Below are 13,857 nucleotides of genomic sequence, written 5' to 3'. Positions count from 1 at the left end.
GACATTTGCTTATTGGAGAGGATTGCAATGAACCAGAACAAAGTCGTCGACGTCGAATTGACGAAATACGTTGCCGAATTTGTCGTGGACACGACTCCCGCCGATTTGTCGGCAGAGGTGGTCGAACTTGGCAAGAAATCAATTCTGGATGGCTTCGGTCTTGCGCTTTCCGGCTCGGTCGCCAAGAGCGGTGAGCTGGTCCGCCAGCACCTCAACGATCTGGATCTCGGCGAAGGCGTTGCCACGGTTATCGGCGGCGGCCGCAAGGTTGCTCCACGTTTTGCAGCATTCGCAAATGGCGTCGGCATCCATGCTGACGACTACGACGACACGCAGCTTGCTGTCGCCAAGGACCGTGTTTACGGCCTACTGACGCACCCGACCGCACCTGCACTTCCAGCCGCATTTGCCGTCAGCGAACTCGTCGGCGCATCCGGCAAGGATTTCATGCTGGCTTACCATCTGGGCGTGGAAGTCGAGTGCAAGATCGCAGAAGCAATCGCACCGCGCCACTACCAGACCGGTTTCCATGCGACCGCGACTTGCGGAACCTTCGCGGCAGCATCTGCCGCTGCGAAATTGCTCGGCTTCGACGTCGAAACCACGCAGCGCGCGCTTTCGCTGGCAGGCAGCCAGTCGGCTGGCCTTCGCGAAAACTTCGGCACCATGACCAAGCCTTTCCACGCCGGGCGCTCTTCCGAAAGCGGCGTCGCGGCAGCGCAGTTCGCCTCCTATGGCTGGACGGCTGCTGCCCGCATTCTGGAGGCGCCGCGCGGCTTCTTCAGCGCTGCTGGCGGTGGATATGATTCCAGCGCGATCTACGGCAAGCTTGGCGCGCCGTGGACATTCGCAAGCCCCGGCGTTTCCATCAAGCCGCATCCATCGGGCTCGCTCACCCATCCGGGCATGACCGAAATGCTGCGCCTTATCAAGGAGCACGGCATCAAGGCTGAAGACGTGAAGCACGTTCGTATCGGCACCAACTCTAACATGCCGAACGCCCTCATCCATCATCGTCCGAAGGACGAGCTCCAGGCGAAATTCTCAATGGAATTCTGCATGGCGATCCTGCTTCTGGATGGTCGCGCGGGCCTGAACGAATTCACCGATGCTGCGGTCGAGCGTGAAGACGTCAAGGCGATGATCGAGAAGGTCGATTTCGTGATCGACGACGAGGCGGAGGCAGCCGGCTATCATCTGATGACGACGCTGATCGACATCGAGCTTGCCGATGGCAGCAAGATTTCCGGACGCGCCGATTTCGGCAAGGGCAGCCCGGCATTCCCGATGAGCTATGAGGAAGTCGCCGGAAAATTCCGCGAAAATGCCGAGTTCGCCGGAATGAGCCGTAGCAGGGCGGACGAGATCGTAGAACTCGTGCGCGGCCTGGAAAAGCTGGCCTCGGTCGATGAGCTGGCTCGTCGTCTCATCACCGTGGGCTGAGACTTCCGGCATGCCCGAAGCGGGAACATCTCAGGCAAATGGCGGTTCGGGCTTTTCCGGCCGCCCGATCCTGAGGATAGGATTGGCGCTTATGATCGGGTTGGTTGGCGCTTTACTGGCCAATCTGGCGAACATGCCGCTGCCCTTCCTGCTCGGGCCTTTGATGTTGTGTGGTCTCGCAGCCGTATCCGGCATTGGCATAGCGCCGCTTCCCTATGGTCGGGAAGCGGGTCAGATCGTCGTCGGTCTGGCGATCGGACTGCGTTTCGTGCCTGAAGTCGCGATCGCGACTGCAAAGCTTATCCCGGTTATGATTTTGGCCACAGTGCTGATCATGTCGGCCACAACCATCGCCGCTTTTATGCTGGAACGGCTTGGCGGAGTGGATCGCAAGACGGCGTTCTTTGCCACATCCGCCGCCGGACTTGCCGAGATGGCGGTCGTCGCAAACCAGAAGAATGCAGACAGCGAAACGGTGGCCGTCGTACACCTCGTACGTGTCACGGTCATCGTCACCACCATACCGTTTCTGGTGACCATATTTGGCAGCGACGGCGGGATCGCGACCACACCGATAACGTTCGCAAGCGAGGCAATCGCGCTTGTGGCTTTGCTCGTCACGGCCGCAATCGCAGCGCTTGCCGTAAGTCGTTTCAAAATCCCGAATAGCTGGCTTTTCGTACCCGCGCTTATTGGTGCGGTGGTTGCGGGTTTCGGATTCGGTCCCTTCGCCGTTCCGCCGATGTTTTTGACGGTCGCTCAGATCCTTATCGGCACATGGATCGGCTGCCGGTTCCGCAGGCAGATCCTCGCACGCCTGCCTCGCGTCACGATCTCAGCCGTTGCCACCACGGCGTTCCTGATTGCCGCTGCTGCTGCAATTGCTGGGCTTCTGACGCTGATCACAGATTTGTCCTTTACGACCAGCCTTTTGGCCGTCGCGCCCGCCGGGGTCACGGAAATGGTTCTGACAGCCACTGCGATGCATCTCGATGCCGCAACCGTCACCGCTTTTCAGATCATGCGCATCGCAATCGTGATGACGACGATCCCCATCACCCTCAAGGGCTTTGAACTCCTTTCACGCCGGATCGACGGCAAAATTCTCTAATCCGTGGCCTTCGCGCCCGAGCAGGAAAGCATACAGAATGCAAGATACCGAAATCACCAAACGACTGGCGCGATGGACGGTCGATCTAACCGCCGAACAGATCCCGGCGGAAGTGCGGGCGGAAGGCGTGAGGACTTTCGTCAACTGGCTCGGCTGCGCGGTTGGCGGTGCCGAGCATGAAACTGTGGATCGCGCGCTTGATGCCGTGCAGCAATTTTCAGGCGAGGCGCGCGCGCAGGTAATTGGCCGCAGCGAGCGGCTCGACGAACTGCACGCAGCACTTATCAACGGCATTTCGTCCCACGTTCTCGACTATGACGACACGCATTTGAAAACGATCATTCACCCTGCCGGGCCGGTCGCGTCCGCGATATTTGCGGTGTCCGAGGGCAGGAACATCAGCGGTCATGATTTCCTGACCGCGCTGATTACCGGCATCGAAGTCGAATGCCGCATCGGCAATTCGGTCTATCCGGATCACTATGATCGCGGCTGGCACATCACCGGCACCGCCGGCGTTTTCGGCGCGGCTGCGGCAACTGGCAAACTCTTGGGCCTGACGCATCAGCAGATGGTCTGGGCCTTCGGCATCGCCGCCACGCAGTCGTCAGGCCTTCGCGAAATGTTCGGCACCATGTGCAAGAGCTTCCACCCCGGTCGCGCCGCGCAGAATGGTGCCATGGCGGCGTTTCTTGCAAAGGCGAATTTCGACAGCTCCGAGCGCGCAATAGAAGCGCCGCGCGGCTTCGCGAATGTTCTGTCCACAAAGCAGGATTACACCGAGATCGTCGATGGTCTCGGCACGCATTGGGAAGCCGGTCTCAACACCTACAAACCCTATGCCTGCGGCATTGTCATTCATCCGACAATCGATGGCTGCCAACAACTACGAGAGCAACTGGGCGAGAGGGTTTCCGAGATCACATCCGTTGAACTTCGCAGCCACCCGCTTGTGCTGGAACTCACCGGAAAGACTTCGCCGAAAACTGGTCTGGAAGGAAAGTTCAGCGTGTTTCATGCCGCAGCAACCGCGCTTCTGCGGGGCGACGGATCTCCAACGGCCTTCACCGATGAAGCTGTTCGCGACCCGGCAATCATTGCGTTGCGCGACAAGGTAAAGGCGTCCAGCGATACGAGTGTGCATGAGGACGCGGTGCATATCGCAGTCACGCTCAACAATTCCGAACGCATCGACCTCCACGTTCCACATGCGATTGGCAGCCTCGAGCGTCCTTTGTCCAATGACACGATCGGCGAAAAATTCGTGAAGCAGTCGAGTTTCGTGATTGGCGAAGATGCGTCCCGCAGCTTGCTCGACGCTGCCTGGAAGCTCGAACAGACGGCGGACGTCGCCGACCTTTCGCGCGCTTCTGCCAAGCCGTCACGCTGAGGAATCCACATGCAAAATCATCTCGTACTAGGTATTCTTAATGGCGACGACATCGGGCATGAAATCGTGCCTGCGTCCGTTGAAGTCGTGCGCGCCGCCGCCGCGCGGACGGGCCTGAATATCGACTGGCGACCCATGCCGATCGGTCGGACGGCGCTTGACACGCATGGCTCCACCTTCCCGGATGGCACCATCGAAACCCTGTCGAAAATGGATGGCTTCATTCTTGGACCGATAGGGCATCAGGCCTATCCGAAGGTTGAAGGCGCGATTAATCCGCACCCGATCCTGCGCAAGCGCTTCAACCTCTTCGCCAATGTGCGCCCGACGCGTTCATATCCGGGCCTCGGCGCGCTGCAAGACAATGTCGACCTCGTCATCGTGCGAGAGAACAATGAGGGCTTCCAGCCGGACCGCAATGTGGTTGCGGGCTCGGGTGAATTCCGGCCGACCGAAGACACCACGATTTCCGTTCGTGTCATCACACGGCAGGGGTCGTCGCGCGTTGCGCGGGCGGCATTCGAAATCGCGCAGCAGCGCAAGAAACGGCTGACGGTCGTTCACAAGAATACCGTCTTCAAGCTTGGCTGCGGCATGTTCGTCGAGGAATGTTACCGCGTCGGCAAGGAATTCCCGGACGTCACGATCAACGAGGTCATCGTCGATACGATGGCGATGCGCCTCGTGCGCGATCCGCAAAGCTTCGACGTCGTCGTCACGACGAATATGTTCGGCGATATATTGACGGATGTTGCTGCCGGCCTCGTCGGCGGGCTAGGCATGGCGCCCGGCCTCTGTATTGGTGAAGGTGCGCTGGCCATGGCTCAGGCGACGCACGGCTCGGCGCCGGATATTGCAGGCAAAGGGATCGCCAACCCGTTCGCGATGATCGAATCCGCGCGGATGATGGTTGAATGGCTCGGTCACAACCGGGGAATTCGCGAGGCAGTGGAGACTGCAGCACTGATGGAAAAGGGCATCACGAAGGCCCTCTCGAACCCGGCAACGCGTACCGGCGACATCAAGGGAACCGGAGGCACAGTCGATATGACACGCGGTATTCTCGCGGCGATATCGGAGTAATCCAAGGCGAGGCAGCGGATATTATCCGCTGCCTCGAAGTCTCAATCGGTGATTTTCGCGACCCCGCGCCCGGAGAAAAACTCCCAAAGCGCTCTATAGACGATGTCGGGTCGCTGTTCTGCGGGGTAGTGGCCGGTCGGAATATCCCATCCGATAAGATCGGGCGCCCAAGGGCTCCAGGCTTCCAGCGGCTTGAAGTGCCGCCCGCAATGGCTGTTCGAACCCCATAGGATGAGGACCGGGCAGGCGATCGTACGTTTCAGATAATCTTCAGTGTCCATCGCCAGATCGACGCTGACCGTCGCGCGGTAATCTTCGCAGACCGCGTGGATTTGCTCCGGTGTGGTGCAGCGCTTGTATTCGGCCATGGCGCCGGGACTGAAGATGGAAAGGCCGACGCCTTTCTTGTTCAGCTTGTAGTCGATGTAATAGCCGAGATCGGCTGTGATCAGCCGCTCCGGGAACGGCGCTTTCTGCGCCATGAAAAACCAGTGATAGGCCTCGATTCCCCAGCCCAAAGTCACATTGGTCAGCGCGTGATGTGTCGGCACGATATCAAGCGCGACGAGACGCTCTACGCGGTCTGGAAAATCCAGCGCCATGCGGAAAGCCACCCGCGCCCCGCGGTCATGACCCGCGACCTGAAACCGGTCGAAGCCGAAATGGCTCATAATGAAGGCGTTGTCCTCGCCCATAGACCGAAAGGAATAGCCGGAATGATCCTCGCCTCCATCCGGCTTCGAACTGTCGCCATAGCCGCGCAGATCGGGCACGACGACGGTGAAACTTTTCGCCAGTGTGGGCGCGACACGATGCCAGCTCACATGCGTAAGCGGGTTGCCGTGAAGCAGCAGGATCGGCGGACCTTCCCCGCCTATCGCAACATTTATCTCAGCCCCATCGGTCGTCACGCGCTCATAACGAAAACCCGGCATGAGTTCGGGTCCACCCGGCTCATAAAGCGGCGGCATTTCGATGAGTGCTTCAGAAGACATTGCGAATTCCTCCCGGAAAAATCTGCGTCGATATCAGTAGCACTAAAGTCCCATCTCGGCTAAAATTGTCAACAGTTTATAATTGACAATTTGACTGAACTGCGGCATCCGGTTTTTGTCAGGCTTCAAAATGGCTGGAAGGTGATCATGCGTCATTACAAAATTGCTTCTATTCCCGGAGATGGAATCGGCAGGGAGGTCGTGGCAGCAGGCCTTCGCGCACTTGAAGCCTGCACCGCGCGCGATGGCGGTTTCAAGCTGGAAGTCGAACATTTCGATTGGGGCTCGGACTACTACAAGAAGCATGGCGTCATGATGCCGGCTGACGGAGCCGAACGCCTCAAAGCCTTCGACGCGATATATTTCGGCGCGGTCGGTGCACCCGACGTACCAGACCATTTGACACTCTGGGGCCTGCGTCTCGCCATTTGCCAGCCCTTCGACCAATACGCCAACATCCGCCCGACCCGCATTCTCCCCGGCATCGAAAGCCCGTTGAAGGGCGTCGAGGCAGGCGATCTGGATTGGATGATCGTGCGCGAAAATTCGGAAGGCGAATATGCCGGACAGGGCGGGCGCTCGCATCGCGGCCTGCCGGAGGAAGTCGCCACCGAAGTCTCGATTTTCACACGGGCAGGCGTCGAGCGGATCATGCGGTTCGCCTTCGAGACCGCGCGCTCGCGGCCCCGGAAATTCCTGACCGTCGTTACCAAGTCGAATGCGCAGCGTCACGGCATGGTGCTGTGGGATGACATCGCCAAGGAAGTGTCGGCCGATTATCCCGACGTGACCTGGGACAAGATGCTGGTCGATGCGATGACGGTTCGCATGACGCTGAACCCGCGCTCGCTCGACACGATCGTCGCGACCAATCTGCACGCCGATATTCTCTCCGATCTGGCGGCAGCACTCGCAGGCTCGATCGGCATCGCGCCGACTGCAAATCTGAATCCCGAGGGCCGGTTTCCGTCGATGTTCGAACCGATCCACGGCTCTGCCTTCGACATTACCGGCAAGGGCATCGCCAATCCGGTCGGCACGTTCTGGTCTGCGGTTTTGATGCTTGAACATCTGGGCCAGCCTGCTGCCGCAAACCGGCTGATGCGCGCCATCGAACGCGTCACCGCCGACGAAAAACTGCATACGCCGGATCTCGGCGGCACTGCCACGACCGATGACGTGACCGAAGCAGTCTGCGCCGCACTCGCTGGCGATAATGAATAGGAGGAACGACATGTCCAAGAACGGTAGCAGAATAGCTGTCATTCCCGGCGACGGTATCGGCAAGGAGGTCGTTCCCGAAGGCCTGCGCGTGCTGGAAGTCGCAGCGAAAAAATTCGATATCGACCTCGTCTTCGATCATTTCGATTTCGCCTCGTGCGACTATTATGCGAAGCACGGCCAGATGATGCCGGACAATTGGAAAGAGCTGATCGGCGGCCATGACGCGATCTATTTCGGCGCGGTCGGTTGGCCCGATACGGTGCCCGATCACATCTCGCTGTGGGGTTCGCTCATTCAGTTTCGCCGCGAGTTCGATCAATACGTAAATCTGCGCCCCGTTCGATTGATGCCAGGCGTGCGCTCCCCGCTTGCCGGTCGCAAACCCGGCGAGATAGATTTCTTCGTCGTGCGCGAAAACACCGAAGGCGAATATTCGTCTATCGGCGGGAAGATGTATCCCGGCACCGAACGCGAAATCGTTATGCAGGAAACGGTGATGAGCCGCATCGGTGTGGACCGCATATTGAGGTTCGCGTTCGATTTGGCGCAGAAAAGACCGGGCAAGAATTTGACATCCGCAACGAAGTCGAATGGCATCTCGATCACCATGCCGTATTGGGATGAGCGCGTCGAAGCGATGGCCGCTTCCTACCCGGACGTGCGTTGGGACAAATATCATATCGATATTTTGTGCGCGCATTTCGTTCTCAACCCGGATCGTTTCGATGTGGTGGTCGCATCGAATCTCTTCGGCGACATCCTTTCCGATCTCGGCCCGGCCTGCACCGGCACGATCGGCATCGCGCCATCCGGCAACATAAATCCCGAACGCAATTTCCCTTCGCTGTTCGAGCCCGTTCATGGATCGGCACCCGACATTGCCGGAAAGGGCATCGCGAACCCCGTCGGCCAGATCTGGACCGGCGCGATGATGCTCGATCATCTGGGATACCCGCAGGCAGGCGCGGCAATCGTTTCGGCGATCGAAACCGTGCTTTCTAACCCCGAATTCTGCACCGCAGATCTTGGCGGCAAGGCCAATACGACCACCTGCGGCAAGGCCGTGGCGGATGCGCTGTCCGCGATGGTGGTTTCGGAACTGGAGACGGCATGATGAGCGATACCCGCCCAATTATCGCGCTGACACCCGGAGATTGCACCGGCATCGGCCCGGAACAAACCGCAAAAATTCTCCACGACGGACGGCTCTCCGATGTGGCGCGCATTGTCGTCGTTGGTGACGCGCGCGTGCTCGATTTGGGAATGAAACAGGCTGGCGTGTCTTTCAACTACCGGCGCTATGAAAGCCCCGGAGACACCGACTGGTCAGATGATTCCATACCGCTGATAGACCTCCAGAATACCGATCCCGTTTTTCATCCTGTCGGTGTTGCCAGCGCTGCGTCCGGCAAGCTTACCGGCGACACGCTTGCGCGCGCCATCGAGTTCGCGAAATCGGGCGAGGTGGACGCGATCTGCTTCGCACCGCTGAACAAGCGCGCAATGTTCGATGGCGGCTGGAAGTTTCCTGACGAGCACAAGATGTTTGCGAACCTCCTCAATCATCGCGGACATTTCAGCGAAATGAACGTGCTCGACAATCAGTGGATGTCGCGCGTCACCTCGCACGTTTCACTGCGTCAGGCTATCGATCAGGTAAACCGCCCGGCAATCGAAAACGCGATCACGCTTGCAACGAGGATGATGAAAAAAGCCGGTATCGGGGCACCGCGTTTGGCCGTGGCCGCACTCAATCCGCATGGCGGAGAAGGCGGTCTTTTCGGCAGCGAAGAGATTGAAATCATCGCTCCCGCAGTCAAGGCAATGGCCGAAAAAGGCTATGATTGCCGAGGACCGTTTCCGTCAGATACGATCTATCTCAAGGCCTTCGCGGGCGAGTATGACGGCGTTCTGGCCATGTATCATGATCAGGGCCAGATCGCGACGAAGATGCGTGGGTTTAACCGCGGCGTGACGGTCACTGCCGGGCTCGACATCGTCTTTGCAACACCCGCACATGGCACCGCTTTCGACATTGTCGGCAAAGGCATAGCCGATACCGGAGCCTTCGAAAACGCTGTACGCCTCGCTTCCAATCTGGTTTCCGCGAAGAACTGACCTCTCCTAAACGCTCTGAAGCTGCGGTGCGCGATTTCGCGACCGCAGCTTTTTTGCGTTTTAAAACAACGCCAAACCCTTGTCATGGAGCGTGCCTATCCAGCGTGACAAGCCTTCGGATTTTACTGGTTGACTAGAGGTCATACCACGGTATGATCAAAGAATGACCACTGCACCGCAGATACTTCGCGAGACGAGCGACCCGAGAACCGCCTACGACAAGGTGGCGACGTTTTTGCGTGAGCAGCTTCTGTCCGGGCGGTTGCGCACCGGCGATTGTCTTCTTCCCGAACGTGAGCTTGCCGCCCGTCTCGATGTGTCTCGGCCAGTGCTGCGCGAGGCCCTGCGCGCACTTTCCGTGATCGGCGTCGTCGAAATCCGTCACGGTGTCGGCACCATCGTCAAGCGACCGGATGCCTCCACACTCGGCGAGTTTTTCACCTTTGTTTTGGCGCAGCAGCCAGACGTAATCGACGACATCATGCAGGCGCGTGTCGCGATCGAGCATCACTCGATCCGTCTTGCTTGCCGTCGTGCCAATCAGCCGGATTTCGACCGCTTGGCCGCAGCACTCGCAAAGATCGTTGATACGATCCGTGATCCGGTCGCTGGCGGTATTGCCGATTTCGAGTTCCACGAAGCAATCGTGAAGGCGGCCCATTCGCCGACCCTCATCACGATCTACAGCTCGATTTCGGAGCTTATGCGTCGCTCGCATCTGGAGCGTCGTGAGCAGATCATCCAGATCGAAGGCATCAACGAGTTTCTTATCGATCATCACCGGATGATTTTTACCGCCATCGTGGATCGCGATGCGCCAAAGGCCGACGAATTGCTCGCTCGGCATTTCGAGATCGGCGCGGATTTCCGTCGCCGCGCGACCGCTCGTTACGCCACGTTCGGCGGCGAAGCGGCGACGACCCAGCCAGATATTTGACCAGCATAAATCAAAGGACCACCGTATGAAGATTGTAGTAGGCAGCGACCATGCCGGATTTCCGCTCAAGGCGGACATCGTCGCCTTCCTGAAAGAAAGCGGTCACGACGTCGATGACGTAGGCAGCTTCGATTCGAACCCGGTCGACTTCCCGGATATCGCTCAGCTTGTTTGCGCAAAGGTGCGCAATGCACAAGCCGAACGCGGCCTCCTCGTATGCGGCACCGGCGTTGGTGCTGCAATTGCGGCCAACAAGGTTCGCGGCATTCGCGCCGCCGTCTGCCACGATGTCCACTCCGCTCATCAGTCCGTCGAGCATGACGACGTCAATGTCATGTGCATCGGCGCCCAGATCGTCGGCCCGTGGTTGGCGCGCGATCTCGTCGCCTCCTATCTCGGCGCAACCTTCGACCGCGGCGATGCGGATTTCGTGCGCCGCGTCGAGAAGCTTGCGGACATGGAAAACGAAGCCTGACCCTTTTTGGGTCAGTCTAGGGAGGAGCTTTCATGAGTGATCAAAAAGGCAGTGTCGGATTTATCGGCCTCGGCGTCATGGGCCGTGAAATGGCGCGCAACCTCGTCGTTGCAGGCTACACGGTCCGCGCATTCGATGTGGTGCCTGCCGCAGTAGAATCGATGAACGGCACTGGCGTCATCCCGGCCTCGTCCCTCGCTGAAGCCACCGCCGATGCGGATGTCGTGGTCACCATGCTTCCCGACACGCCACATGTGGCGGAAATCGTTCGCGGTGCGGGCGGCCTTCTGGCCTCGCCGCCAAAGGGGCGGCTGCTTGTGGACATGAGCACGATTTCGCCGGAGGCGACGCGCACTCTTTCGCAGGAACTTGCGCAGGCGGGCATCGCGATGCTTGATGCGCCGGTTTCCGGCGGGCCGATCGGTGCCAAGAATGCCGCGCTCTCGATCATGGTCGGCGGCGACAAGGATGCATTCCTGCGCGCCAAACCGGTTCTGGAAGGCATGGGCACGACGATCAATCATGTCGGCGCCTCCGGTGCTGGCCAGACGGTCAAGCTCTGCAATCAGCTCATCTGCGGCATCAATCTGCAGGCGATTTGCGAGGCTTTGGCGCTCGGACGCGCGTGCGGTGTCGATCTCGGCCAGATGCGCGAAGTGCTGATGGGCGGATCGGCCAATTCCTGGATGCTCGAAAAGCTCGGCTCGGCCATGATCGACGGCGATGCCGGAGCGGGCTTCCGCATCGATCTCATGCTGAAAGATCTGCGTCTTGTGCTCGAAACGGCGCAGCATCAGAGCGTTCCATTGCCCGGCACGTCGCTCGTCACGTCGCAATATATCGATGCGCGCGCACATGGCGAAGGCTCGAACGGCAATCAGGCATTGTTTCGCGTCTATGACCGCATGAGCGGCCAGCGCGCTGAAGGTGGCGCTTCGCGATGACCCTCGATTTCACAGCCATTCTGGCGCGTTGGCAGATGCTTGCCGACGGCCTGATGCTGACCATCCAGCTTGCCGCTGTTACGACATTGACCGGCTTTCTGATCGGCACATTCTGCGCGATTGCGCGTCGCTCGGATGTGGTTTTCCTGAAGCGGATTGCGGCGTTTTACGTTGAAGCGATCCGCAATACGCCATTTCTGGTGCAGATATTCGTCGTTTATTTCGGTCTTTCTAGCCTTGGCTTCTCATTTTCGGCAGTCACAGTCGCGATTATCGCGCTGACCATCAATGTCGGCGCCTACACGGCGGAAATCATGCGCGCCGGTTTCGATTCCATCCATCGCGGACAGTGGGAAGCGGGCGAGTGCCTCGGCCTTTCGCGCGCGCAGACCTATTGGCATGTCGCGCTTCGTCCCGCTATGGAGCGCATGTACCCATCGCTCACCAGCCAGTTCATTCTTCTGATGCTTGCATCCTCGGTCACGTCGCAGATTTCTGCGGAAGAACTGACGGCAGCGGCGAATTTTATCCAGTCCGAAACCTATCGCCCGTTCGAAACCTACATTGTTGTCGCGCTCATCTACCTCGCTCTGTCGTTGGTGATGCGGCTGATTTTCTGGGCGTTCGGCCTCCTCGTATTCCCGCGCCTCAGGCGTCTGGGAACCAGCCTGTGAGGATATGACGACATGAACACGGCAATCAATTCCGCCCATCTGACCTTTCTTCTGAATGGCGCATTCTGGACGCTGATGCTCTCGCTGATGGCGTTTGCCGGCGGCGGGCTCGGCGGCTTCGTCGTCGCACTAGGTCGCACCTCGCCATTCCGAGTGTTGCGAATTCTTGCTGGCATTTATGTCCAGATCGTTCAGGGAACGCCGCTTCTGGTGATCCTGTTTCTCACCTTCTTCGGCCTGCCGACGCTTGGGTTTTCGATTTCGCCCATGCTCGCCGCCGGTCTTTCGCTTACGATCTATGTCAGCGCCTATCTTGGCGAAATCTGGCGCGGCGCGCTTCAGTCCGTGCCACGCGCGCAGTGGGAAGCGGCGGAATGCCTGGCGCTCAGCCGAACGCAGCGCCTTTTCAAGGTGATCCTGCCGCAGGCGATACGCATCGCCACGCCGCCGACCATCGGGTTTTCGGTGCAGATCATCAAGAACACGTCGCTTGCGTCTGTCGTCGGCTTCGTCGAACTCACACGCGCCGGGCAGCTCATCAACAATTCGATCTTCGAGCCGTTCGCGATCTACATGATCGTGGCACTGCTTTATTTCTGCCTGTGCTTCCCCGTTTCACTCCTCAGCCAGCGTCTTGAGCGCAGTGGCGCATCCCGCCTGCGCACCCTCAAGGCCGTGTCCGCTTGAGGACGCCACCCATTCGGAGATCATCATGCCAATTGTAGAATTGAAGGACGTGAAGAAGAGCTTCGGCTCCCTGGCCGTGCTTCACGGCGTTTCCTTTTCCGTCGAAAAGGGCGATGTCACGGCGCTGATCGGCGCCAGCGGCTCCGGCAAGAGCACGGCTCTGCGGTGCATCGATCGTCTGGAAACAGTCGACAGCGGCACGATCGAAGTGTGCGGCCACAAGGTTCATGACCGCGATCTCGATTTGCGAAAGCTGCGGCTTGATGTCGGCATCGTGTTCCAGAGCTACAACCTCTTTCCGCATCTGACGATCGAGGAAAACATCACGCTTGCACCCCGCTCGGTGAAGAAGATGGACAAGGCCGCAGCGCGCGAAATCGCGCGTGAAAGTCTGGCCAAGGTCGGTCTATCGGAAAAGGCGGAGAATTATCCCGAGCAACTTTCCGGCGGTCAGCAGCAGCGTGCTGCAATCGCCCGCTCGCTCGCCATGGAGCCGCAGGTCATGCTGTTCGACGAGGTCACGTCGGCGCTCGATCCGAAACTTACCGGCGAGGTGTTGAAGGTGATCGAGGCGCTCGCCGCTTCCGGCATGACGATGATCATGGTGACGCATGAGATGGGATTTGCCCGCCGCATCGCCGATCAGGTCGTGTTCATGCATCAGGGCCTCGTTCATGAATCTGGCTCTTCCGACATTCTCACTGAACCGAAGACCCAGGAACTTCGCGAATTCGTCATGAATGATTTCTGACGCGTAAAACCACCACAAAAAACGA

Annotated in this window: 14 protein-coding genes; 13 read left to right on the top strand and 1 reads right to left on the bottom strand. The window is 59.0% G+C overall.

The genetic code is table 11. The features are described 5' to 3' along the window. Positions 1-27 precede the first annotated feature (27 nt). From ABFT80_RS00540 to ABFT80_RS00525, 4 genes are read left to right on the top strand one after another with little or no spacing between them, the layout of a single operon-like run. Positions 28-1,443 (top strand): MmgE/PrpD family protein, encoded by a 1,416-nt coding sequence (locus tag ABFT80_RS00540; protein ID WP_347969910.1) that lies wholly within the window; start codon positions 28-30, stop codon positions 1,441-1,443. After that, entirely contained in the window at positions 1,409-2,554 is a 1,146-nt protein-coding gene (locus tag ABFT80_RS00535; RefSeq protein ID WP_347969909.1) for an AbrB family transcriptional regulator, read from the top strand. The genes ABFT80_RS00540 and ABFT80_RS00535 overlap by 35 nt, the downstream gene beginning before the upstream one ends. Before the next feature lie 37 nt (positions 2,555-2,591). Then, positions 2,592-3,944, top strand: coding sequence for an MmgE/PrpD family protein (locus tag ABFT80_RS00530; protein ID WP_347969908.1), 1,353 nt, complete (start codon positions 2,592-2,594; stop codon positions 3,942-3,944). Positions 3,945-3,953: 9 nt separating this feature from the next. Further along, on the top strand, positions 3,954-5,027 hold the full coding sequence (locus tag ABFT80_RS00525) for an isocitrate/isopropylmalate dehydrogenase family protein (protein ID WP_347969907.1): 1,074 nt from the start codon (positions 3,954-3,956) through the stop codon (positions 5,025-5,027). A 41-nt stretch (positions 5,028-5,068) separates the two neighbouring features. Here the strand turns inward: ABFT80_RS00525 and ABFT80_RS00520 are convergent, their stop codons facing one another. Further along, complete coding sequence (locus ABFT80_RS00520) at positions 5,069-6,022, bottom strand: alpha/beta fold hydrolase (protein ID WP_347969906.1); 954 nt, start codon at positions 6,020-6,022, stop codon at positions 5,069-5,071. A 147-nt stretch (positions 6,023-6,169) separates the two neighbouring features. Between ABFT80_RS00520 and ABFT80_RS00515 the strand changes: the two genes are divergently transcribed. The 9 genes from ABFT80_RS00515 to ABFT80_RS00475 all read left to right on the top strand — a co-directional run bounded on the left by ABFT80_RS00515 (position 6,170) and on the right by ABFT80_RS00475 (position 13,832). Then, positions 6,170-7,246 (top strand): tartrate dehydrogenase, encoded by a 1,077-nt coding sequence (locus ABFT80_RS00515; RefSeq protein WP_347969905.1) that lies wholly within the window; start codon positions 6,170-6,172, stop codon positions 7,244-7,246. Between the two features lie 10 nt (positions 7,247-7,256). Beyond that, complete coding sequence (locus ABFT80_RS00510; protein ID WP_347969904.1) at positions 7,257-8,360, top strand: tartrate dehydrogenase; 1,104 nt, start codon at positions 7,257-7,259, stop codon at positions 8,358-8,360. After that, positions 8,357-9,364, top strand: coding sequence for a PdxA family dehydrogenase (locus tag ABFT80_RS00505; protein ID WP_347969903.1), 1,008 nt, complete (start codon positions 8,357-8,359; stop codon positions 9,362-9,364). Before ABFT80_RS00510 ends, ABFT80_RS00505 begins: the two co-directional genes overlap by 4 nt. 163 nt (positions 9,365-9,527) lie before the next feature. Further along, positions 9,528-10,301: a FadR/GntR family transcriptional regulator gene (locus ABFT80_RS00500; RefSeq protein ID WP_347969902.1), complete on the top strand. Its 774-nt coding sequence runs from the start codon at positions 9,528-9,530 to the stop codon at positions 10,299-10,301. 25 nt (positions 10,302-10,326) lie between these two features. Next, positions 10,327-10,776 (top strand): ribose 5-phosphate isomerase B, encoded by a 450-nt coding sequence (gene rpiB / locus ABFT80_RS00495; RefSeq protein WP_347969901.1) that lies wholly within the window; start codon positions 10,327-10,329, stop codon positions 10,774-10,776. A 32-nt stretch (positions 10,777-10,808) separates the two neighbouring features. After that, positions 10,809-11,720 carry an NAD(P)-dependent oxidoreductase gene (locus ABFT80_RS00490; protein WP_347969900.1) on the top strand — a complete coding sequence of 304 codons (912 nt, stop codon included), beginning with the start codon at positions 10,809-10,811 and terminating at the stop codon, positions 11,718-11,720. After that, positions 11,717-12,394 (top strand): amino acid ABC transporter permease, encoded by a 678-nt coding sequence (locus ABFT80_RS00485; protein ID WP_347969899.1) that lies wholly within the window; start codon positions 11,717-11,719, stop codon positions 12,392-12,394. Before ABFT80_RS00490 ends, ABFT80_RS00485 begins: the two co-directional genes overlap by 4 nt. Before the next feature lie 12 nt (positions 12,395-12,406). Next, positions 12,407-13,081: an amino acid ABC transporter permease gene (locus ABFT80_RS00480; protein ID WP_347969898.1), complete on the top strand. Its 675-nt coding sequence runs from the start codon at positions 12,407-12,409 to the stop codon at positions 13,079-13,081. 25 nt (positions 13,082-13,106) lie between these two features. Further along, a complete protein-coding gene (locus ABFT80_RS00475; protein ID WP_347969897.1) occupies positions 13,107-13,832 on the top strand; it encodes an amino acid ABC transporter ATP-binding protein in 726 nt (241 codons plus the stop codon). The last annotated feature ends 25 nt before the right edge of the window (positions 13,833-13,857 follow it).

The sequence above is a fragment of the Foliimonas ilicis genome (assembly GCF_039939195.1).
GTDB lineage: Bacteria > Pseudomonadota > Alphaproteobacteria > Rhizobiales > Rhizobiaceae > Foliimonas > Foliimonas ilicis.
Note: the sequence above shows the minus strand (reverse complement) of the source record. Positions and strands in the feature narration are given on the sequence as shown.

Coding starts and splice junctions, on each gene's coding strand:
- ABFT80_RS00500 (WP_347969902.1), top strand. CDS start 9,528: ATGACCACTGCACCGCAGATACTTCGCGAGACGAGCGACCCGAGAACC.
- ABFT80_RS00485 (WP_347969899.1), top strand. CDS start 11,717: ATGACCCTCGATTTCACAGCCATTCTGGCGCGTTGGCAGATGCTTGCC.
- ABFT80_RS00480 (WP_347969898.1), top strand. CDS start 12,407: ATGAACACGGCAATCAATTCCGCCCATCTGACCTTTCTTCTGAATGGC.
- ABFT80_RS00490 (WP_347969900.1), top strand. CDS start 10,809: ATGAGTGATCAAAAAGGCAGTGTCGGATTTATCGGCCTCGGCGTCATG.
- ABFT80_RS00475 (WP_347969897.1), top strand. CDS start 13,107: ATGCCAATTGTAGAATTGAAGGACGTGAAGAAGAGCTTCGGCTCCCTG.
- ABFT80_RS00515 (WP_347969905.1), top strand. CDS start 6,170: ATGCGTCATTACAAAATTGCTTCTATTCCCGGAGATGGAATCGGCAGG.
- ABFT80_RS00505 (WP_347969903.1), top strand. CDS start 8,357: ATGATGAGCGATACCCGCCCAATTATCGCGCTGACACCCGGAGATTGC.
- rpiB (WP_347969901.1), top strand. CDS start 10,327: ATGAAGATTGTAGTAGGCAGCGACCATGCCGGATTTCCGCTCAAGGCG.
- ABFT80_RS00540 (WP_347969910.1), top strand. CDS start 28: ATGAACCAGAACAAAGTCGTCGACGTCGAATTGACGAAATACGTTGCC.
- ABFT80_RS00520 (WP_347969906.1), bottom strand. CDS start 6,022: ATGTCTTCTGAAGCACTCATCGAAATGCCGCCGCTTTATGAGCCGGGT.
- ABFT80_RS00530 (WP_347969908.1), top strand. CDS start 2,592: ATGCAAGATACCGAAATCACCAAACGACTGGCGCGATGGACGGTCGAT.
- ABFT80_RS00510 (WP_347969904.1), top strand. CDS start 7,257: ATGTCCAAGAACGGTAGCAGAATAGCTGTCATTCCCGGCGACGGTATC.
- ABFT80_RS00535 (WP_347969909.1), top strand. CDS start 1,409: ATGAGCTGGCTCGTCGTCTCATCACCGTGGGCTGAGACTTCCGGCATG.
- ABFT80_RS00525 (WP_347969907.1), top strand. CDS start 3,954: ATGCAAAATCATCTCGTACTAGGTATTCTTAATGGCGACGACATCGGG.